The sequence below is a fragment of the Streptomyces sp. NPDC002577 genome, assembly GCF_053594815.1.
In genome coordinates this window covers 19,646-40,494 of record NZ_JBSFWK010000066.1, presented here as the reverse complement: position 1 = coordinate 40,494, position 20,849 = coordinate 19,646, and the positions used below count along the sequence as shown (strand labels likewise).

The window sequence follows — 20,849 nt, the reverse complement described above, 5'->3', positions numbered from 1 at the left end:
CCCCGTACTCCTCCGGCACATGCACCGCCGCCAGCTCCGACGCCACCAGCGCCTCCAGCGCCTCCTGCGGGAACCGCGCCTCCTCGTCCACCGCAGCCGCAAACGGGGCGATCTTCGCCTCGGCGAGCGAACGCACCGTCTCCCGGAGCATGTCGTGCTCTTCCGACGGCCGGTACAGATCGAAATCCGACGTTCCCGCCAAGGTCTCTCACCCTCCAAAGAAGTTAATTACCAGTAAGTAACTCAAATCTTAGGGGGCCGTTTGCACTACGGATACGTGAGGTTGGCGACAGCGGAAAGCATGACCGAGAAGGGGCCCGACTATGCTCGGGCAGGCACCGAAGCCGCTTTCGTCTGAAGCACTGGAGCACGCATGGCCCTCAAGATCACCGTGATCGGCACCGGCTACCTCGGCGCCACGCACGCCGCAGCCATGGCCGAGCTCGGGTTCGAGGTGCTGGGGCTCGACGTCGTGCCCGAGAAGATCGCGCTGCTGGAGACCGGCCGGACCCCGATGTACGAGCCGGGGCTCGAGGAGCTGCTGCGCAGGCATGTGGCGGGGATCGAGGGCTCCAGCGGACGGCTGCGCTTCACCACGGAGTGGTCGGAGGTCGCGGAGTTCGGCGACGTCCACTTCGTGTGTGTGAACACTCCGCAGAAGCAGGGCGAGTACGCCTGTGACATGAGTTACGTGGACTCCGCGATGGAGTCCCTCGCCAAGCACCTCCAGAAGCCCGCGCTCGTCGTCGGCAAGTCCACCGTGCCCGTCGGCAGCGCCGAGCGGCTCGCGGGACGCATCGCCGAGCTGGCGCCCGCGGGCGCCGAGGTCGAACTGGCCTGGAACCCGGAGTTCCTCCGGGAGGGCTTCGCCGTCGAGGACACGCTGCACCCGGACCGGATCGTGGTGGGCGTCCGCAGCGAGCGCGCGGAGAAGCTGCTGCGCGAGGTGTACGCCACGCCGGTCGCAAAAGGCACGCCCTTCGTGGTGACGGACTTCCCGACGGCCGAGCTGGTGAAGACCGCCGCGAACTCGTTCCTCGCGACCAAGATCTCGTTCATCAACGCCATGGCGGAGGTGTGCGAGGCGGCCGGCGGCGACGTCGCGAAGCTCGCCGAGGCGATCGGGTACGACGAGCGGATCGGCTCGAAGTTCCTGCGGGCCGGGATCGGCTTCGGCGGCGGCTGCCTGCCCAAGGACATCCGCGCCTTCATGGCCCGGGCCGGCGAGCTGGGCGCGGACCAGGCGCTCACCTTCCTGCGCGAGATCGACTCCATCAACATGCGGCGCCGGGGGCAGATGGTCGAGATGGCGCGCGACGCGGTGGGCGGCAGCTTCCTGGGGAAGCGGGTCGCCGTGCTCGGCGCCTCGTTCAAGCCGGACTCCGACGACGTACGGGACTCGCCCGCGCTGAACGTCGCCGGTCAGATCCATCTGCAGGGTGGCCAGGTCACCGTGTACGACCCCAAGGGGATGGACAACGCCAGGCGGCTCTTCCCGACGCTGGGGTACGCGGAGTCGGCGGCGGAGGCCGTGAAGGGTGCGCACGTGGTGCTGCATCTCACGGAGTGGCGGGAGTTCCGGGAGCTGGACCCTGCGGGGCTGGGCGCTGTTGTCGCGGAGAAGGTGTTGCTGGATGGGCGCAACGCGCTTGACGCTGCGCGCTGGCGTGCCGCCGGGTGGACTTATCGGGCCATGGGGCGGCCTTCGGCGTAGCCGTCGGCCCCTGCGGGGCTGAGGTACGGGTTCGGGGCGCCCGCCATCGTGGGCTGTGCCCACCCTCCCCCAGCTGACGCTGGGAGGTGCCCCAGCCCTGCGGAACGATTGCCCACAGCAGTAGCGGCGCGGACCGCCCACAGCGGGAGCGGCGCGCTGCCCACAGCGGTGGCGGCACGGAGGACCGCCCACGGTGGGAGCGGCGCGCGCTGCCCCCAGCGGTACAGCGGTCAGCCGTCCAGTTGTTGCAGTGTCGCGTTCGACGGGGACTTGGTTGCGCCCAGGTCGCGGGCCACATCCTCTGCCGCGCCCAGTACCCGTACCGCGTTCTGCCACGTCAGCTTGGACAGGTCCTCGTGGGACCAGCCGCGGTTCAGGAGTTCGGCGATCAGGTTCGGGTAGCCGGAGACGTCGTTCAGGCCGTCCGGGGTGAAGGCCGTGCCGTCGTAGTCGCCGCCGATGCCGATGTGGTCGATGCCGGCGGCCTCGCGCATGTGGTCGAGGTGGTCGGCGACCGTGGCCACGGTGGCGACCGGGCGCGGGTTCGCCTCCTCGAAGGCGCGGTGGATCTTCATCGCCTCGGGCGTGGTGTCGAGCGCGTGGAAGCCGTTGGCGCGCATGTTGTCGTCGGCCGCCGCCGTCCAGTCCACCGCCGCCTGGAGGACGAACTTGGGGACGAAGGTGACCATCGCCACTCCCCCGTTGCCCGGCAGCCGCTCCAGTACATCGTCCGGAACGTTCCGCGGATGGTCGCAGACCGCCCGGGACGAGGAGTGGGAGAAGATCACGGGCGCGGTGGAGGTGTCCAGCGCGTCGCGCATCGTCGTGGCCGCCACATGGGACAGGTCCACGAGCATGCCGATGCGGTTCATCTCGCGTACGACCTCGCGGCCGAAGGCCGACAGGCCGCCGACGCCCGGCTTGTCGGTCGCCGAGTCCGCCCACGCGATGTTGTCGTTGTGCGTGAGCGTCATGTAGCGGACGCCGAGCGCATACAGGGCACGCAGGGTGGCCAGCGAGTTGTTGATGGAGTGGCCGCCCTCGGCGCCCATCAATGAGGCGATGCGGCCCTCGCCGCGCGCCGCCTCCATGTCGTCGGCCGTCAGCGCGCGCCGTAGATCGGCCGGGTAACGGCTGATCAGCTGCTGGACGCAGTCGACCTGTTCGAGCGTGGCGCTCACCGCCTCGTCCCCGGCCAGATCGGTGCGGACGTACACGGACCAGAACTGCGCGCCGACCCCGCCGGCCCGCAGCCGGGCGAGGTCGGTGTGCAGATGTGCGCTCTGGTCGGTCGCGATGTCGCGCTTGCCGAGGTCGTAGCGCACCTGCTGGCGCAGCGCCCAGGGCAGGTCGTTGTGCCCGTCGACGACGGGGAAGTCGGCCAGCAGTTCCCGGGCCTGGTCCAGAGACGACGTCACGCCGTCACTTCCCGGAGCCGAAGCCGAACGACGCCGATCCCTCGACCTTCGCGCGCAGCCGCTTGCCCTTCTCGGTGGCCTGGTCGTTGAGCTCCTGCTGGAACTCCCGCATACGGGCGAGGAGTTCCTCGTCGTGGGCGGCGAGGATACGGGCCGCGAGCAGGCCCGCGTTGCGCGCGCCGCCGACCGATACGGTCGCGACCGGCACGCCCGCCGGCATCTGCACGATGGAGAGCAGAGAGTCCATGCCGTCCAGGTACTTCAGCGGCACGGGGACGCCGATCACCGGCAGCGGGGTGACCGAGGCCAGCATGCCGGGCAGGTGGGCGGCGCCGCCCGCACCGGCGATGATCGCCTTCAGGCCGCGTCCGGCGGCCTCCTCGCCGTACGCGATCATTTCGCGCGGCATGCGGTGCGCGGAGACGACGTCGACCTCGTAGGGGATCTCGAACTCGTCGAGGGCCTGGGCCGCGGCCTCCATGACGGGCCAGTCGGAGTCGGAGCCCATGACGATGCCGACGAGCGGAGCCGCGGGAGATTCGGGAGAGGTGCTCACTCGGTGATCGTTCCTCGCAGGTAGCCGGCGGCGTGGCGGGCGCGCTCGAGCACGTCGTCCAGGTCGTCGCCGTAGGTGTTGACGTGCCCGACCTTACGGCCCGGCTTCACGTCCTTGCCGTACATGTGGATCTTCAGCTGCGGGTCGCGGGCCATGCAGTGCAGATACGCCGAGTACATGTCGGGGTAGTCGCCGCCGAGGACGTTGCACATCACGGTCCACGTGGCGCGCGGGCGCGGGTCGCCGAGCGGCAGGTCGAGCACGGCGCGCACATGGTTGGCGAACTGCGAGGTGATCGCGCCGTCCTGGGTCCAGTGCCCGGAGTTGTGCGGGCGCATCGCCAGCTCGTTGACGAGGATGCGGCCGTCGCGGGTCTCGAACAGCTCGACGGCGAGGTGACCGACGACGCCGAGCTCCTTGGCGATGCGCAGGGCCATCTCCTCGGCCTGCAGGGCCAGCTCCTCGTCGAGGTCCGGGGCCGGTGCTATGACCGTGTCGCAGACCCCGTCGACCTGACGCGACTCGACGACGGGGTAGGCGACGGCCTGGCCGTGCGGCGAGCGGACGACGTTGGCGGCCAGCTCACGGGAGAAGTCGACCTTCTCCTCGGCGAGGACGGGCACACCGGCACGGAAGGGCTCGGCGGCCTCCTCCGCGGAGTCCACGACCCACACACCCTTGCCGTCGTATCCGCCGCGCACCGTCTTGAGGACGACCGGGAAACCGTCGCCCTCGGCCGCGAACGCCGCCACGTCCTGTGGATCGCTCACGATCCGGTGGCGCGGGCAGGGCACGCCGATCGCGTCGAGCTTCGCCCGCATCACGCCCTTGTCCTGGGCGTGGACGAGCGCGTCGGGACCCGGGCGTACGGGGATTCCGTCCGCCTCCAGAGCCCGCAGATGCTCGGTGGGTACGTGTTCGTGATCGAAGGTGATCACATCGCAGCCCCGCGCGAACTCGCGCAGCGTGTCGAGATCGCGATAGTCGCCGACGACGACATCATTGACGACCTGCGCTGCAGAGTCCTGGGGAGTGTCACTGAGGAGCTTGAACCTGATGCCGAGCGGGATGCCAGCCTCGTGTGTCATACGCGCAAGCTGACCGCCGCCGACCATGCCGACTACCGGGAACGTCACGCCCCCAGGGTATCGGCCGCCCGGCACCACTCGGACTCCGCGCATACCCACCGAAGTGTCCGTATGTTCATCGCACCGAAAGTACCCCTTACCGACGGCTTACCTTTGTCCACGCGCGCCACGGAGAACCGCTGGTTAGCATGGGCGGGTTGACGAAACCACGAGACGGGGGCTGGCACATCATGGGCAAGGCTGGTTCTCCGGGGGCTGATACGGCGCCCAGAAGCGCGGTACGCCGGCGCTTCGACCGCCTCGCACGCGAAGTCGCCAAGTTCGGCGCGGTCGGCGGCGCGGGCATCCTCGTGAACCTCGGCGTGTTCAACCTGGTACGCCACGTCACGGATCTTCAGGTGGTGCGGGCGAGCATCATCGCCACGATCGTCTCGATCGTGTTCAACTACATCGGCTTCCGCTACTTCACGTACCGGGACCGGGACAAGAGCGGACGCACCAAGGAGCTCGCGCTCTTCATGTTCTTCAGCGCCATCGGCCTGGTGATCGAGAACGGCGTGCTCTACGTCGCGACCTACGGTTTCGGCTGGGACAGCCCGCTGCAGAACAACTTCTTCAAGTTCCTCGGCATCGGCGTCGCGACGCTGTTCCGCTTCTGGTCCTACCGCACCTGGGTGTTCCGTGCGCTGCCGGCCCGCGATGCGGGCACATCCCACACCGCCCAGGCCTCGAAGGACGCCGCCGGCGCCGAATCGTTCCTGGAATCCGAGCACCGGCGCACCAGGCAACGCGTGAGATAACCCGCCGGGGGCGGCAGGCCCGGCTCACCTGATGGTGGGCCGGGCCGTCTCGTCGTCCACGTGCGTCTTCGGCGTCGTACGCGACAGGAACAGGCCGAACACCGGCGGATTGGCCTGCAGCATCTCCAGACGGCCGCCGTCCGCCTCGGCCAGGTCGCGGGCCACGGCGAGGCCGATCCCCGTGGAGTTGCGGCCGCTGATGGTCCGCTCGAAGATCCGCGCACCCAGTTCGGGCGGTACGCCCTGACCCTCGTCGGTGACCTCGATGACGGTCTGGTTGCCCGTGACGCGGGTGCGCAGCGCGACCGTGCCGCCACCGTGCATCAGCGAGTTCTCGATGAGTGCGGCCAGCACCTGCGCGACCGCGCCGGGTGTGCCCACGGCCTGCAGGTGATGTTTGCCCGAGCTGACGATGGCGCGGCCCGCGCTGCGGTAGGCGGGCCGCCACTCCTCGAGCTGCTGCTTGACGACCTCGTCCAGGTCGAAGGAGACCGCGGAGCCGGTGCGCGGGTCCCGCGCGTTGGTGAGCAGCCGCTGCACGACGTCCGTGAGCCGCTCCACCTGCGCGAGCGCGATCGTCGCCTCCTCCTTGACCGTGTCCAGGTCCTCCGTGAGCGTGATCTCCTCCAGCCGCATGGACAGCGCGGTCAGGGGGGTGCGCAGCTGGTGCGAGGCGTCGGCGGCGAGCCGCCGCTCCGCGGTGAGCATCCGCGCGATCCGCTCGGCCGAGCGGTCCAGCACATCGGCGACCCGGTCCAGCTCCTGGACGCCGTACCGCTTGCTGCGCGGACGCGGGTCGCCGGAGCCCAGCCGCTCCGCGGTCTCCGCGAGGTCGGTCAGCGGGGACGTGAGGCGGTTGGCCTGGCGTACGGCGAGGATCACGGCGGCGACGATCGCGAGCAGCGCCACGGCGGTGATGATCAGGAACGTCCGCCCGACCTCCTGGGTGACCGATGAGCGCGACTCCTGGACGGTGACCTTCTCGCCCTGCTCACCCCTGGCCGTGGACTGGATGACGTCGCCGGCCGGGCGCTCGCCGACCTCGACGGGCGGGCGCCCCTCGATCTCGATCAGCGCATACCGCTCGTCGGGGACCTGGGCCCGCAGTATGTCGCCCGTGATCGCCTCGTGGCCGATCAGCCGGCTGTCGACGATGCTGACGAGCCGCAGCGCTTCGGACTCCACGCGGTCCTGGGCGCTGCTGCTGATCGTGCGGGTCTCGACGATGACGAGTGAGATGCCGAACACGGCAATCACGATGAGCACCACGGCGAGCGTGGAGTTGATCAGCCGGCGGCGCATGACGGTGTCCGGGCGTCGTTCGATGTGTGCACGTCAGTCGTTCTCTCCCGGCGGAGCGGGCTTCCCGAAGCCCTCAGGACTTCTCGAAGCGGAAGCCGACACCGCGGACCGTGGCGATGTAGCGCGGGTTCGCCGCATCGTCGCCGAGCTTCTTACGGAGCCAGGAGATGTGCATGTCGAGCGTCTTCGTCGACGACCACCACGTGGTGTCCCAGACCTCGCGCATCAACTGGTCGCGGGTGACGACCCGGCCCGCGTCGCGCACCAGGACCCGCAGCAGGTCGAACTCCTTGGCGGTGAGCTGCAGCTCCTCGTCGCCCATCCAGGCGCGGTGCGACTCGACGTCGATGCGCACTCCGTGCGTTGCGGGCGGCTGCTGCGGCTCGGCTGCGCCGCGGCGCAGGAGGGCCCGCACGCGTGCGAGGAGTTCGGCGAGGCGGAAGGGCTTGGTGACATAGTCGTCGGCGCCCGCGTCGAGGCCGACGACAGTGTCCACCTCGTCGGCGCGCGCGGTCAGAATGAGGATCGGCACCGGGAGCCCTTCGGCGCGCAGCCGGCGGGCCACCTCCAGTCCGTCCATGCCGGGCAGGCCGAGGTCGAGTACGACAAGGTCGACACCGCCCTGTATTCCGGCGTCGAGCGCGGTGGGACCGTCCTCACGGACCTCGACCTCGTAGCCCTCCCGGCGCAGGGCGCGGGCGAGCGGCTCCGAAATGGACGAGTCGTCCTCGGCGAGCAGTACACGCGTCATGGAGGTGATGGTAGTCCGCGACGGACTACGCCCGCGGTGTGATCTGCCACGCCTGCACGATGTAAGGACAAGGCTGCGGGTGTGGGGGTGACACACTGGCAGAGACCTTCGAAAGTGGGCTGCGGTTCCTGCGCAGCCTGTGATTCGCGTCTCAACCATCTTCATATCACTCCGTGTCGTGCTTTATGGTGGCAGAACGCCTGTAGCACTACTGAATGACCTTTGGCACGCTATTGCGGGCCGAAGGTCATCTTCATGTGCGGGCCGGCACCTGCCAGCCTGAATAGGAATGACCTCTTGGCCGGGCCCTGCGCGCGACGTTGCGCCAGGGCGTGGATCCCGGTGTCACCGTCCCTTGCTTCCGGACCGGAGCGAGCACATCCCCCCTGGGCGTTGGGTGGTGGACGGCCCGATGCCGGTGCCGGCCACCCCCACCGGGCGCGCCTCCGCTCTTGCACCGCGTCCCGAACCCACAAGGAACGACCCATGGCGTCCAGCCTGACGAAGGACTCGTCCAGTACCCCTGGCTCCGAGAAGACCTTCTTCGGCCACCCCCGCGGCCTGGCCACCCTCTTCCTGACCGAGATGTGGGAGCGTTTCTCCTACTACGGCATGCGGGCCCTGCTCCCGCTGTACCTGATCGCACCCGGCGGCCTCGGCATGAGCCCGGCCACGGCGACGGCGATCTACTCGGTCTACCTGTCGCTGGTGTACCTGCTCGCCATGCCCGGCGGCTGGTTCGGCGACCGGGTCTGGGGTCCCCGTAAGACCGTCGCGGTCGCAGGCGCCGTGATCATGCTGGGCCACCTGACGCTGGCCCTGCCCTCCGAGGGCACCTTCTTCGCCGGTCTGGGCCTCGTCGCCCTGGGCTCGGGTCTGCTGAAGGCCAACATCTCCACGATGGTCGGCCAGCTCTACGACGGCCCGGACGACCCGCGCCGTGACGGCGGCTTCACGCTGTTCTACGTGGGCATCAACCTCGGTGCCTTCGCCGCCCCGCTGATCATCGGCACCGTCGGCGAGAACGTGAACTGGCACCTGGGCTTCGCGCTGGCCGCGGTCGGCATGGCGCTGGGTCTGGCCCAGTTCCTCATCGGCACCCGCCACCTGAACCCGGTCTCCAGCCTCGTCCCGAAGCCGCTGTCGGCCGAGGAGAAGGCCTCGACGCTGCGCAAGGGCCTGATCTGGCTGATCGTCGCCGTCGTCGTCTACGGCGCCCTCGTCGCCACCGGCACGTACACCCTGAACTGGGCGCTGGTCCCGATCACCGTGGCCGGCCTGATCATCCCGATCATGGTCCTGGTGCGCATCAAGCGCGACAAGGAGCTGACCTCCACCGAGCAGTCGAAGGTCTCCGGCTACATCTGGTTCTTCGTGGCCGCGGCCCTCTTCTGGATGATCTACGACCAGGGTGGTTCGACGCTGGCGATCTTCGGTGAGGCGTCGACGAACACGACGATCCTGGGCTTCGACTTCCCGGTCTCCTGGTACCAGTCGGTCAACCCGGTCCTGGTCATGGCGCTGGCCCCGGTCGCCGCGTGGATCTGGCTGGCGCTGAACCGGCGCGGCAAGGAGCCGAGCACGGTCGTGAAGTTCGCGTCCGGTCTGTTCCTGATCGGTGTCTCGTTCTTCGTCTTCCTGATCCCGCTGACCATGACCGGGGACGGTGCGAAGGTCGCCGCGTGGTGGATGGTCGCCATCTACTTCGTCCAGACCGTCGGTGAGCTGTGCCTCTCCCCGGTGGGTCTGTCCGTCACCACCAAGATGGCGCCGGCGAAGTACGGCTCCCAGATGATGGGTGTCTGGTTCCTCGCCGTCACCGCCGGCGACTGCACCACCAGCCTGCTGTCCCTCGCGGGTGTCGACCTGAACAAGACCGGCATCGTCGCCTTCCAGGCCGCGCTCGCCGTACTCGCGGGCCTCGCGGTGTGGATGTACCGCAACCGGGTCAAGGACCTCATGGGCGACGTCAACTGACGTAGTTCGTTCACTGCCGCAGCGCATACGCAGGGGCCGCCGCACCGTTCGGGTGCGGCGGCCCTTTCTGCTGTGGGCAATCGTTCCTCCCCCAGCTACCGCTGGGAGGTGCCCCCAGGCGATGGGGTACCTCCCATGCCCTTGAGGCAATGAGGGAGGGTGGGCACAGCGCCACGACGGCGGGCACCCGCGCGTCGTACGGTCAGCGGATCACACGCCGCCGCGGCAGAAACGTGAAGACCGCCCCGCCGAGCAGGATCACCGTGCCGGCGACAAGCCCGAGCGCCCGCACCGCACCGTTGTCGCTCGCCCCCGTCTCGGCAAGCCCGCCACCCGACGCCGACCCACCGGAGGCACCCCCCGGCTGAGCCGACGTGTCGAGCTCGAGCGACACCTCGGTCTTGGCCGGCGTGCAGGTCGTCGTCGTGCCGAGCGCCTTCACGGTCAGCACGCCGGGCGACAGGGTCGCCTTGCCGTCGGCTCCCGGCTTGTAGGTGCCCGTCAGGTCGGGGATGTTGATGGGGTCGCCCGAGTTGATCGGTTCCTTGTTCGTCGGGCCCTCCACATGGACCGTGCCCTTGTCGGCGCCGCCCAGCACGACCTCCATCGACGGTTTCACGGAGTCCGCCGGGATATCGGCGGGGCTGTCCATCACCGACTTCTTGAACTGCACCGTGAGGTCGAAGTTCCCACCGCTCTTCTTGGCGTCGATCTGCACGGGGGACGTGGCGCTCTTGTCGCCGATGGGCGTCTTGCACTCGTACGGGATCTGGACCTCCTTGCCCGTGAAGTCGGTCTGCCCGCTGTCGCCGCCCCCGCTGGAGCCGCTGGTGTCGCCTCCGGTCGTGCCCCCGCTGTCGGAGCCGCCGGTGTCGCCTCCGGAGGAGCCGCTGGTGCCGCCCGTCGGGAGGGAGGTCGGCAGGCTCGTGGGGATGTCTGTGGGGATGTCCGTGGGCAGGCCGGTCGGCAGTTCCGTGGGCAGGGCGGTCGGCAGCCCGCCCGTCGTACCGCCCGAACTGCCGCTCCCGCCGGTCACCTTGATGGTCGCGGCGGGCTTCACCTCCTCCTGCGGTGTGCACTTGGTGTCCGTCGACACCGGCTTGCTGACGTTGATGTTGTACGCGTCCGGGGTCAGCGTGACCTCTCCGGCCGCCGTCAGCTTCAGCGTGCCCTTCATGTCGGACAGCTTCATGTCGCTGTTCTTGGGGATGGCCGGGTTCTCGCGCGGTCCCTCCATCGCGATGTCGGCGGTCTGCGCGCCGGCCGCCTTCAGCGTTCCGGTCGGCTTGACCGTGTTCTCTTCGAGGTCGATGACGTCGGGGTTCTTCGACGCTGCCTGGACGAACTTCCACACCACCTCGACCTCGTCGCCGACCTTGGCCTCGGCCGGCGCGGTGATCTCCACCTTGGTGGTGCCCTGCACGGGGTCCAGGCCGGAGATCGCGGGCGGGACGCACTCCGTCTTGTAGGCGACCTCGGCCGCCTGTGCCGGCGCGGCGGCCAGCAGGATGCCGGCACCGCCCAGCATGAGGGCGAGGCCGCCCACGCTGATTCTGCGCGGCCCTTCGGCCCGCCCGATCCTCTGACTCCGCGCACCTGGGGCCCCGCGGACCGGGCCGACCCTCCGTTGCCTGCTCACGTGTTTCCCTTCGTCGTCGGGCTGTTCTGCGGTGGTGCGGAGAGCTCTGACGGTGCGGAGAGCCGGCCGGCCGGCGCCCCCGGATCGCTGTCCGGGGTGAACCAGGGCAGGGTCGTGGTGGCCGTACGGGCCGGGCCGCCCCCGGCCTCGCCGGTGCGTGGCCGGTCCGCCCGAGTGGAGGCGGTGCCCGACGGCGGGCCGGATGCCGGCGACATCCCGAATCTGGGCAGCCGGACCGTGATGTCGGGCAGGTGCACGCCCCGGTGCCGCCCGCCGCGGCCCGGCGCCCGCGGCCGTACCCGGTCGACGATCGCCATGCCGATGCGGAACACCGCGGCCGGTACGACGACACAGAGGAGGATCCAGAAGAGCGTCACGCCCCAGGGGCGGCCCACGCCCCACGGCTGCTCGGCGAGCACCTTCCCGCCGAACCTCAGCGAGACCGTGTAGTCGCCGTGGGCGCCCGCGGCCAGCTCGACCGGCAGCTTGATCAGGGCCTTCTTCCCCGGCGCGATGGTGCCGCGCCACTGCTGCTCCTCCCACTGCGGCGCGAACACGCCGTGGGCGGTGCCCACCTGGAAGACCGGGTCCTTGACGGGCGCCGAGCCGACGTTGCCGACGGTGAAGACCAGCTGACGGCCGGGCGGGGCGCCGAACCAGGTGAGGATCCCGCTCGACCCCTCGAGCCGGGTGTCCGTGAGCACCGACAGCTTCCCGGCGCCGTCCTGCTCCGGCAGCGGCTCGACGGGGTGGCCCGCGACCTTCAGTACGGCGTCGGCGGCGGCCTGCTCACCGGTGACCGTGGCCACGTGCACGACGCACGGGCACGGCTCCGGCGGCTCGGCGACCGGCAGCTTCTTGCTGAAGGCCCCGTCGCCGTCCGTCGTGACGGCACGGCCGTCGCCGTTGGCACAGGAGTTGGTGCCGCCGATCACCCCCCTGCCGGGCGCCGACTGGCCGCAGATGAGCAGCATCAGCAGGGCGTTCGGACGCCAGCCCGCCCCGGTCACGGTGAGGGAACCGCCCGCACCCGCCTCGGACTTGGAGAGCGTCACGGTGGGCTTGTCGGCGGCGGAGGCGGGCAGGGCCGCCGGCACGAGTACGAGGGCGAGGGCGGCCAGCAGGCCGAGAAGGACCGCCGCAATTGAGCCCGTCCGGCGATTGAGGACCGGGGTCTGGGGCGGAGCCCCAGTTTCGGGAAGGGGCGGGGTGGGGGAAGAAGAACGCAACTCGCCCTCCATGTAGTCCTGTCGGAGTCGGCCGTCCGGCCCGCGGCCCCCACCGCCCCGCGGGCGCCTCACGCGACGTATCCACCAGAAGGCCCCACCACCCACAGCCGCCAGCCCCGCCGCCACCCCCGCAAGCACGCCCCACGGCACGAACCGGACGGACGCCGTGCCCGTGTCCCGCGCACCGCCCGCCCCCGTAACCGTCAGCCTGATGTCGACCGAGTCGAAGGCCGGCGCGTCCGGCCACGGCTCGGTGAGCGTGACCCGGCGGCCGGGCAGCAGCTCGACCGGCAGCGTCCGGGGACCACGGTGCAGGACCTCGCCGAAGACCCCGTCGGCCCGCACGGTGAGCTTCGGGGTCAGCACAGTGTTGCCGCGGTTCACCAGGTCGTACGAGATGTGGCCGCCCTCGGCCCGCACGTGCTCGACGGTGAGCGCCGCCAGTGTGGGCCCGCTGACCCGCAGCTGCAGCCGCACCGCGCGGTCGCGCCCGCCGCTGCTCGCGACGATCGCACCGGGATGGTCGCCCGGCGTCGCGTCCTCCGGGACGGTCACGGTGAACGGCACGTCGGCCCGCGTGCGCGCCGGGATCCTCACCTTGCGCTCGGCGAAGGTGACCCACGCGCCCGTGTCCGTCGACCGCTTGCGCAGCGACAGGGCACCGCTCCGGCTGTTGTCCGCGTCCACACCGCGAAGCTCCACCGTGAGCGCCTTCGCGCCGGGGTTGACGACGGACACCGTGTCCTCGAGCACGGCCCCGGGCAAGCCCTCGGCGTAGAAGTAAGGCCGCCCGCCGTCCGCGGGCCGGGTCCCGCCACCGGCGGAGGGCACGGCGGACCACGCGGCGCCGGTGTCGGTGTCGGTGTCGGTGTCGGCAGCAGCGGCGATCGCGTCCTTGGCGATCGCCGGTGCAGCCGCCCCCACAACAAGCAGCAAAACGAACGGCAAGGACAACGCACCCGACAACAGCCGGGCGCGCGGCGGCAAGGACGCCGGCATCAGCGCGCCGGCTGGCTGCGTCGCGTCAGCCACAGCACCCCAGCGGCCCCCGCAAGCAACACGGTGCCACCGAGCGTGCCCAACGCCACCGCCGAGTCCTCAGGCCCGGTCTGCGGCAGCTCACCGCCCGCCGACGCGCTCTGCGAGGACGCATCGCCGCCTCCCGCGGCGGTGACGTCCAGGGTCAGCGAGGGCTTCGGATTGTTGGCCGGGGTGCAGGTGGTCGTCGTCCCGAGGGCCTTGATGGTGAGCACGCCCGCGGTGAACGTGACCTTGCCGCTCTTCTTCGGCGTATAGGTCCCGGTCAGGTCGCTGATCTTGATGGGGGTGTTGGCGGGGACCGCCTTGGCGTTGGGCGGACCCGACACGGCGACGGAGCCGCTCTCCGCGCCGCCCAGCTTGATGACCGCGCTGGGCTTCATCGCACCCTTGCCCAGCTCGACCGGGCTGGACGACACGCCCTTCTGGAAGGACATGGTCAGCGTGTAGCCGCTGCCGCTCTTGACGCCCTTGATGTCGATCGGCGAGACGGCTCCCTTGTCGCCGATCGGCGTCTTGCACTGGTAGTTGACGTCCACGACTTCGGCGTGGGCCGCGGGGGCGGCCAGCAGCACCACCGAGCCGCCGGCCAGGGCCGCGCCGAGCGCCAGCGCGGCCGTTCGCTTCTGGTACGTCCGGTACGACACCTCGAGTTTCCCCTCATGCCGGTGACCCGTGCCGCAGCCCCTCCGTGCGTCCATGCATCGACGCGTCCATGCGTCCGTGCGTCCATGCGCCCGCATAAGTTACTGACGGCACATCAGATTGGGCGCTCAAGGTACGCCTGGGACCTTGTGGAGGGAAGACAACGGACGCGCCGGATCTCTGATGATCCGACGCGTCCGTCAGCGCGTACGAAGAAGGGTTCGAACCGCGGGTAACAAATGGTGGGGGCCGGTGAAGGTTATGCGGGGGCGCCGAGTTCGGCCCACACGGTCTTGCCGGCGACCCCGGGGGTCCGTACAACTCCCCAGTCCAGACACAGGCGCTGGACGATGAACATGCCGTGCCCGCCCGGTCGTCCGGCGCGGTGCGGGGTGCGCGGGGCCGGGTGGCCGGCGCCGCGGTCGGTGACCTCGATGCGCAGCACCTTGCTGTCGCAGGCGACCCACAGACTCTCGGGCCCCTCGGCGTGCAGACACGCGTTGGTCACCAGCTCGGAGACGACCAGCAGGACGTCCTCGGCGGCCGCGCGCCGGTCGGCGGTCGCCGCGGGCAGCCAGCCCCACTCGTAGAGCGCCTGCCGGGTGAAGTCGCGGGCGAGCGGGACGATTCCGCTCGCCCCGTCGAGGCTCAGCCTGCGGGACTGGAGTCCGCCGGGCCGCTGCTCGGACAGGCCGTCCGCGGACACGGCCGACGCACCGTCGGATCCTGCAGCGCCCTCGACCGTCCCGGAAGCGCCACCGGCCATCCCGGAAGCCCCGCCGGACACCCCGGAAGCGCCACCGGGCACCCCGGAAGCGCCGTCGGCGGCGGCATCCGATTCCGGGCCGCAATCGCCCGGCGAGCAGGACCGGGTGGTGCTCATCAGCGCTTCACCTCACCGATTCACCGATTCACGATTCAGGACGTTGGGACTGGGCTCGACTCGGGCTCAGGGCCGGACTCGGCGGGACGGGGACGGAGACGAACAGATAGACACTACGCACTCGCTGTGACGACCGCTGACGGATTCAGGAAGTCTCCTGCCCGGCCGAACCGTGAGAACACCCACGTATTCGACATGGGGCATGTGACACTCGTAACGCAGCAATCACACAGAGACAACTGAGGCGTAACCATTCGGAGGTCTTTCCGAAGTCTTTACCTGGGAGCCGCCGGAACGCCGGTGCCGCACTGGCCTACCGGCGTACCGGCCGGGCATTCAGTCGGCCAGGGCCGCCTCAAGACTCTCGTGCACGGTGAAGACGGCTTCGGCCCCGGTGATCTCGAATACCCGCGCCACCACCGGCCGCATTCCCACCAGATGGACTCCGCCACCCTGGGCGTCCGCCTTGAGACGTGCGCCGAGCAGCACGTTCAGCCCGGTGGAGTCACAGAATTCCAGCTGGGAGCAGTCGACCACGAGGCGCGCATACCCGTCGGCGAGACAGCCCTCGAGGGGCTCGCGCAACAGATCCGCGGTGTGGTGATCCAGCTCTCCCGCCGGTGTCACCACGGCGCTCGGTCCCTCTTCCCGGACTTCGACCAGAAGCCGGCCGCGATGCGCGCTGCCGACCGTCCCGCGGTCCATGCCGTCTCTCTCCCGACCGTCGTTCACTGCTGATTGACGCCCTTGAACACTACGCCCTCACTACGCCCCCTGACACCTGAACAACAGCCAGGAATCGGGCATATCGCCACAGAACGCACTTGCGACAACGTCGCCGAAGCGGGTAGGGCTAGAGATAACAACTATCGACACGGCCGGCTTTGGAGGCGCCGCACACCGCAGTGCACGTATTGGCATCGGCAGCCATATGCCGAGAACGATGGAGGACATCATGTCACCCCGGCTCGACGAATCGCATGCTGACCTGGCGACGTCGACACCCCCACCGGTACTCCTCGCGACCGACCCCACCGGTCCCGACATCGCAATCGAATCCGAACACACAGGTTCCGGCACCGAGGCCCTGGAAGGTCTCGACGGCCTCCCGGTGATCCCTCCGTACGACGAGGTGGCGCCGGCGGACGCGCGGGCCCTGTCCAAGACCCTCTTCGAGCGGCTCGAGTCCCTCGAGGAAGGCACCCACGAGTACGCGTACGTACGCAACACCCTCGTCGAACTCAATCTTGCCCTGGTGAAGTTCGCCGCCTCGCGGTTCCGCTCCCGCAGCGAACCGATGGAGGACATCATCCAGGTCGGCACCATCGGCCTCATCAAGGCCATCGACCGCTTCGAGCTCAGCCGGGGCGTCGAGTTCCCCACCTTCGCGATGCCGACCATCGTCGGCGAGATCAAGCGCTTCTTCCGCGACACCAGCTGGTCGGTGCGCGTGCCCCGCAGACTTCAGGAGCTCCGTCTCGACCTGGCCAAGGCGGGCGACGAACTCGCCCAGCAGCTCGACCGCGCCCCCACGATCGGCGAACTGGCGGAACGTCTGGGCATCTCCAACGACGAGGTCGTCGAGGGCATGGCGGCGAGCAACGCGTACACCGCGAGCTCGCTGGACGCCCAGCCCGAGGAGGACGACTCCGAGAGCGCCCTCGCGGACCGCATCGGCTACGAGGACCACGGCCTCGAAGGCATCGAGTACGTCGAGTCGTTGAAGCCGCTGATCGCGGAACTCCCGCCCCGGGACCGGAAGATCCTCTCCCTCCGCTTCGTCGCCAACATGACGCAGTCGGAGATCGGCGACGAGCTGGGCATCTCGCAGATGCACGTCTCGCGCCTGCTGTCGCGCACGTTGGTACGACTGCGCAAGGGGTTGACGGTCGAGGAGTGACCGGCGACTGGGCGACTCTCTGCGGGCGGGCTGGACTTTCCGATTCCAGCCCGCCCGACGTGTTTTCCAGCCCGTCTGGGGGCACCTCCCAGCGGTAGCTGGGGGAGTTTGAGGACGAGCCCGCAGGGCGATCCGGGGGCCAGGGGGCGAAGCCCCATGGTTACGGGAAGGGGCGGGGTGGGGGATAAAAACCGACGCCCGCCGCGCCCCGCATCGCCCCGTTACCGCGGGAAACACCTTTCCCCGAACGCCCGCTTCCACCACTATGGGCACTCGTTACTCGCCGGTACGCCGAAGTACCGGCCGCTCAGGCCTACTTGTACGAGGAGGCGTGCGGATGCGGATGGGGCGGCTCGACCGGACGGACAACAGCACTTCGGCCGCACAGCCGGCCGGACACCCGCCCGCACAGGGCATACACGCCCAGACCCCCGACGCCCGCCTCACCGAACTCCTCCGAGCCAACGCCCCCGCGGCCTACCCGGCACTACGCGAACTCCGCCGACGCCACCGTCCCGCAGTCCTCGGCTACGCCCGCCTGTGCGGCATCGGCGAGAACTCCGCGCGGCAACTCACGGCACAGGCGTTCGCCCTAGCCGCCCATGAGGTGAAGCAGGGCGCGGAACCGCGCGGGACATGGCGGCACCATCTGCTGCAGCACGTCCTGCGCGTAGCCCGCGCCTGGTCGGCGGACGCACGCTGCGGACGCCTCGCCCCGGGACTGCTCGCCCGACTCGACGCGGCGGCGGGGGCGGGGGCGGGGTCGAGTGATCCGTATGGTGCCGACAGGGTCGTCCAAACGGCCTTCCGCAGTCTCCCGATCCGTCTGCAGGGCATCCTCTGGTACGGCGTGGTGGACGACGAGCCGGACCCGAACACGGCTCTCTACATGGGCGTTTCCTCCGCCGAGGTAGCCCGGCTGAAGGACTCGGCCCTGAACGCGATGCGCAGAGCCTGGCTGAACTCGCACCTGACGCGCTACGGAGACACCCGCTGCCGCGGCTACGGCCGCCTCATCGAGGAGGCGGTACGCCCCGGATACGCCCGGCACAGCGCGGACCTCCACGCCCACCTGGCCGAATGCACGTGCTGCAGTACGGCGTACGCACGGCTTGCCGGCCTGCGGGACACCCCGCGGGAGGTGCTGGCGGAGGGGCTGCTGGGGTGGGGCGGGGCGGAGTACGCAGGCCGGGGCGTTGCGTACGCAGGGGGCGGCGGCGGTAAGGCGTGCGGCGCCGGCGTCGCGTATGGCCGTTCGCGGCGCGCGTGCAGGGCGGGTCGTGCGGGAGTGCGCGGGCACCCCCAGCGCCTCGTACTCGCCTCGGCCTGCATGGGCGTGGCTCTTGCTCCGCTGCTCGTCATGTTGTTGTCGAGCGACTCGGAACCGGCCGGACGCGGTGCGATGCTGCCCCAGCCACCGGTCACGGTGACGGCGACCGCGACCGCGACGGTCTCCGCCTCGGCGTCCCCGCCGCCGACGATGTCCGCGAGCCCGACCACTACCCCGCCACCACCGTCACCGACCCGTACGAACTCCCCCACTCCCCCGCCACCGGGCGCCCACTTCACCCAGTTCGTCAACGCGGCCTCGGGACTCTGCCTCGACATCCGCCCATACGCCTACCCGCGGAACGGCACGGACGTAGTCACAACGCCGTGCACCTCCTCCCCCACCCAGCAGTGGCACGTGGACGCCGACCGCGGCGTCATCCAGTCGTACGCCGCCCCCGCCTACTGCCTGGACAGCCGCGGAGACGCCGACAGGGCCATCGGCATCTGGACGTGCTCCTCCATAGACGGCCCCAACGGCATCAACCTGACCTTCACCGTCGACACCCGCGGCACGATCCACCCGGCGATCGCCCCGGCCCGGGCCGTCACGGCGTACTCGGAGCAACCGGGCTCCCTGCTCATCCAACTATCGGCCAGGGGAAGGGCCGAACAGCGCTGGACGGCGGGGGCGGCACCGGCCTGACGACCTGCACCCTGCCACGACGGTATCCAGGCAGAGTGCCGGGACGTGCGCACGCTGGTCGGGCTCGTCGACTCGACGACTGCCAATATCTCGACAGCAGCCGATGAAGTGATCAGCGGCGTTCCCCCACCCGCCGTGCCACGATCGCTGCCCGCCATTCCTGGGCATCGCGCACATCGTCTTCGGTGAAGTCCGGGCGCAGGTTCGCCCGGATGTACGCGATCGCCCGCACCGTGGCGACGTCCTCTCGCTCGCAATTCACCTACACCACCACCTCGGCCCACGCCGTCTTGCCGGGGGCTCCGGTGCGCGGCTCGACACCCCAGCGCGTGGCCGTCCGGGCGACGAGCCACAGCCCACGCCCACCGTCCGAGAGCGGATCGGGCACCACCGGTTCAGCGACGGGCAGCTGGCCACCTCTGGCGTCCGTGACTTCGATGCGTACGACGTCCGGCGCGGCCGCCAGCCGGAGCCGGAAGTCACGCCCGGGCACCCGCCCGTGCCGCACGGCGTTCGCCGCGAGCTCGGCGACGATCAGCGTCACGGTGTCGTTCACGCCACTCCCGTAAGGCCAACCCCAGGTGTCCAACCGCTGCGAGGCGAGCCGCCGGGCAAGGCGGGCTCCGCGGGGTGTGGCGGTGAAGCACATAGTGAAGTCCCGGGATGTGGTGGGCGGTTGGGCGTGCCAGCGCTCGGACGAGGGAGTTTCGGTCGTCATGGGTTTGAGGCTGGCGTCCCGCTCGTACGTTGACCAGCGACGACACCCCTACAGCCATTGGCTGTAGGGGTGTGGGTACAGGCATGTCTGGGTGCTGGGGAGGCGCGATGACGCCACATGGACGGGCGGTGCCGCCAAGGGATCAAGACCCCAACGCGGGTCTGCTGCGGTCGTTCGGGCGCCAAATCAAGCTCTTACGCGAAAGGTCCGGTCTCACGCAGGCCGAATTGGCCACTCAGCTCGGCTACGGAGAAGCCCAGGTCGCCGCAGTCGAGCAAGGGCGGCGCATCCCTCGACCCGAGTTGATTGAGAAGGCAGACCGAGTCCTCGACGCTGGGGGCTTGCTGCTCGCCAGGAAGGACGAGCTGGCCCTAGCGCGCTATCCAGCGTTCTTCCGTGATGCGGCTCGGGTTGAAGAGGAAGCAGTCGAGTTCCATGCGTATGCGACTCATGCCATCCCCGGCCTGCTTCAGACCGAGGAGTACGCGCGCGCAATCTTCACCATGGGACGACCTCGACGGGACAGCGGCACCACCGAGCAACTGGTCACAGCCAGGCTGGCCCGACAAGCCATCTTCGGCCGTAAACCGGCGCCAACACTGAGCTTCGTCCTTGAAGAAGTCGTCCTGCACCGCCCACTGGGCGGCTCCTACGTCCGTCGCGGACAACTGGAGCACCTGCTCCTGGCGGGCCAGAATCCGAATGTCGAAATCCAGGTCATACCGACATCGGTGATGGACAACGCCGGTATGGACGGCCCATTCACACTGATGACGCCGAACGGCGGCGAGCAGGTCGCCTACGTGGAGAGCCAAGAGGAGAGCAGGCTCATCACCGACCGCGAAAGGGTCCGGGTCTTGGCACTGCGCTATGGGATCATCCGGGCACAGGCGATGCCCCCGCAGGAATCCCTGCGCTACGTCGAGAAGTTGCTGGGAGAGTCATGAGCATCAAGCAGTCCAGCCCCGAGCAGACCACCTGGACCAAGAGCACCTACAGCGGCTCCGCTGGTGGCGAGTGCATAGAGGTTGCCTGGGTCAAGTCCTCCGCCGTTCACGTCCGCGACTCCAAGGACACCACCCGCGGCAGCTTCACCGTCTCGCCTGCCGCCTGGTCGTCGTTCCTGGCCCTGACCCGACAGGGCTGACCGGAAGTCCTCATCTCACCGCCGGGTCGGGCATTCCCCGACCCGGCGGACCGCGTCCCGGAGGCGCCC

Annotated in this window: 20 protein-coding genes; 7 read left to right on the top strand and 13 right to left on the bottom strand. The window is 69.7% G+C overall.

The features are described 5' to 3' along the window. Positions 1-202 (bottom strand): acyl-CoA dehydrogenase family protein (locus ACWD4J_RS41270; RefSeq protein ID WP_451400693.1); only part of this gene is annotated, 202 nt, incomplete at its 3' end. Between the two features lie 171 nt (positions 203-373). Between ACWD4J_RS41270 and ACWD4J_RS41265 the strand changes: the two genes are divergently transcribed. After that, entirely contained in the window at positions 374-1,714 is a 1,341-nt protein-coding gene (locus ACWD4J_RS41265; RefSeq protein ID WP_451400692.1) for a UDP-glucose dehydrogenase family protein, read from the top strand. Between the two features lie 230 nt (positions 1,715-1,944). Here the strand turns inward: ACWD4J_RS41265 and ACWD4J_RS41260 are convergent, their stop codons facing one another. The 3 genes from ACWD4J_RS41260 to ACWD4J_RS41250 are packed head-to-tail and all read right to left on the bottom strand — an operon-like array spanning position 1,945 to position 4,824. Then, positions 1,945-3,132, bottom strand: a complete 1,188-nt coding sequence (locus ACWD4J_RS41260; RefSeq protein WP_451400691.1) for a dipeptidase — start codon at positions 3,130-3,132, stop codon at positions 1,945-1,947. 4 nt (positions 3,133-3,136) lie between these two features. Beyond that, positions 3,137-3,640, bottom strand: coding sequence for a 5-(carboxyamino)imidazole ribonucleotide mutase (purE, locus tag ACWD4J_RS41255; protein WP_451400697.1), 504 nt, complete (start codon positions 3,638-3,640; stop codon positions 3,137-3,139). Between the two features lie 44 nt (positions 3,641-3,684). Continuing rightward, entirely contained in the window at positions 3,685-4,824 is a 1,140-nt protein-coding gene (locus ACWD4J_RS41250; protein WP_451400690.1) for a 5-(carboxyamino)imidazole ribonucleotide synthase, read from the bottom strand. A gap of 182 nt (positions 4,825-5,006) precedes the next feature. Between ACWD4J_RS41250 and ACWD4J_RS41245 the strand changes: the two genes are divergently transcribed. Next, positions 5,007-5,576, top strand: coding sequence for a GtrA family protein (locus ACWD4J_RS41245; RefSeq protein ID WP_451400696.1), 570 nt, complete (start codon positions 5,007-5,009; stop codon positions 5,574-5,576). Positions 5,577-5,600: 24 nt separating this feature from the next. Here ACWD4J_RS41245 and ACWD4J_RS41240 read toward each other — a convergent pair whose 3' ends face one another. Next, positions 5,601-6,878 (bottom strand): ATP-binding protein, encoded by a 1,278-nt coding sequence (locus ACWD4J_RS41240; protein ID WP_451400689.1) that lies wholly within the window; start codon positions 6,876-6,878, stop codon positions 5,601-5,603. 73 nt (positions 6,879-6,951) lie between these two features. Next, entirely contained in the window at positions 6,952-7,629 is a 678-nt protein-coding gene (locus tag ACWD4J_RS41235) for a response regulator transcription factor (RefSeq protein WP_351299382.1), read from the bottom strand. Positions 7,630-8,115: 486 nt separating this feature from the next. Between ACWD4J_RS41235 and ACWD4J_RS41230 the strand changes: the two genes are divergently transcribed. Further along, positions 8,116-9,606, top strand: coding sequence for an oligopeptide:H+ symporter (locus ACWD4J_RS41230; protein WP_451400688.1), 1,491 nt, complete (start codon positions 8,116-8,118; stop codon positions 9,604-9,606). A gap of 202 nt (positions 9,607-9,808) precedes the next feature. Here the strand turns inward: ACWD4J_RS41230 and ACWD4J_RS41225 are convergent, their stop codons facing one another. The 5 genes from ACWD4J_RS41225 to ACWD4J_RS41205 all read right to left on the bottom strand — a co-directional run bounded on the left by ACWD4J_RS41225 (position 9,809) and on the right by ACWD4J_RS41205 (position 15,745). Beyond that, entirely contained in the window at positions 9,809-11,134 is a 1,326-nt protein-coding gene (locus ACWD4J_RS41225) for a hypothetical protein (protein ID WP_451400695.1), read from the bottom strand. Positions 11,135-11,241: 107 nt separating this feature from the next. Next, positions 11,242-12,486, bottom strand: coding sequence for a hypothetical protein (locus ACWD4J_RS41220; RefSeq protein WP_451400694.1), 1,245 nt, complete (start codon positions 12,484-12,486; stop codon positions 11,242-11,244). 986 nt (positions 12,487-13,472) lie between these two features. Next, the gene (locus ACWD4J_RS41215; RefSeq protein ID WP_451400687.1) at positions 13,473-14,213 is read right to left on the bottom strand and encodes an LPXTG cell wall anchor domain-containing protein; all 741 of its coding nucleotides are present in this window, start codon (positions 14,211-14,213) and stop codon (positions 13,473-13,475) included. A gap of 203 nt (positions 14,214-14,416) precedes the next feature. Beyond that, complete coding sequence (locus tag ACWD4J_RS41210) at positions 14,417-15,040, bottom strand: ATP-binding protein (protein WP_451400686.1); 624 nt, start codon at positions 15,038-15,040, stop codon at positions 14,417-14,419. Between the two features lie 336 nt (positions 15,041-15,376). After that, positions 15,377-15,745, bottom strand: a complete 369-nt coding sequence (locus ACWD4J_RS41205) for an STAS domain-containing protein (protein ID WP_451400685.1) — start codon at positions 15,743-15,745, stop codon at positions 15,377-15,379. A gap of 250 nt (positions 15,746-15,995) precedes the next feature. Here ACWD4J_RS41205 and ACWD4J_RS41200 point away from each other — a divergent pair, with 250 nt between their 5' ends. Together ACWD4J_RS41200 and ACWD4J_RS41195 are read left to right on the top strand one after the other, a co-directional pair. Then, positions 15,996-16,940 (top strand): RNA polymerase sigma factor SigF, encoded by a 945-nt coding sequence (locus tag ACWD4J_RS41200; protein WP_451400684.1) that lies wholly within the window; start codon positions 15,996-15,998, stop codon positions 16,938-16,940. A 337-nt stretch (positions 16,941-17,277) separates the two neighbouring features. Beyond that, positions 17,278-18,915: a ricin-type beta-trefoil lectin domain protein gene (locus ACWD4J_RS41195; protein ID WP_451400683.1), complete on the top strand. Its 1,638-nt coding sequence runs from the start codon at positions 17,278-17,280 to the stop codon at positions 18,913-18,915. A gap of 112 nt (positions 18,916-19,027) precedes the next feature. On the opposite strand, the gene ACWD4J_RS41190 is transcribed toward ACWD4J_RS41195, so the two are convergent. Then, positions 19,028-19,177, bottom strand: a complete 150-nt coding sequence (locus ACWD4J_RS41190) for a hypothetical protein (protein ID WP_451400682.1) — start codon at positions 19,175-19,177, stop codon at positions 19,028-19,030. Next, positions 19,178-19,633 (bottom strand): ATP-binding protein, encoded by a 456-nt coding sequence (locus ACWD4J_RS41185; RefSeq protein WP_451400681.1) that lies wholly within the window; start codon positions 19,631-19,633, stop codon positions 19,178-19,180. A gap of 107 nt (positions 19,634-19,740) precedes the next feature. Between ACWD4J_RS41185 and ACWD4J_RS41180 the strand changes: the two genes are divergently transcribed. Both ACWD4J_RS41180 and ACWD4J_RS41175 read left to right on the top strand, forming a co-directional pair. Continuing rightward, entirely contained in the window at positions 19,741-20,580 is an 840-nt protein-coding gene (locus ACWD4J_RS41180; protein ID WP_451400680.1) for a helix-turn-helix domain-containing protein, read from the top strand. After that, a complete protein-coding gene (locus ACWD4J_RS41175) occupies positions 20,577-20,780 on the top strand; it encodes a DUF397 domain-containing protein (RefSeq protein WP_451400679.1) in 204 nt (67 codons plus the stop codon). The genes ACWD4J_RS41180 and ACWD4J_RS41175 overlap by 4 nt, the downstream gene beginning before the upstream one ends. The last annotated feature ends 69 nt before the right edge of the window (positions 20,781-20,849 follow it).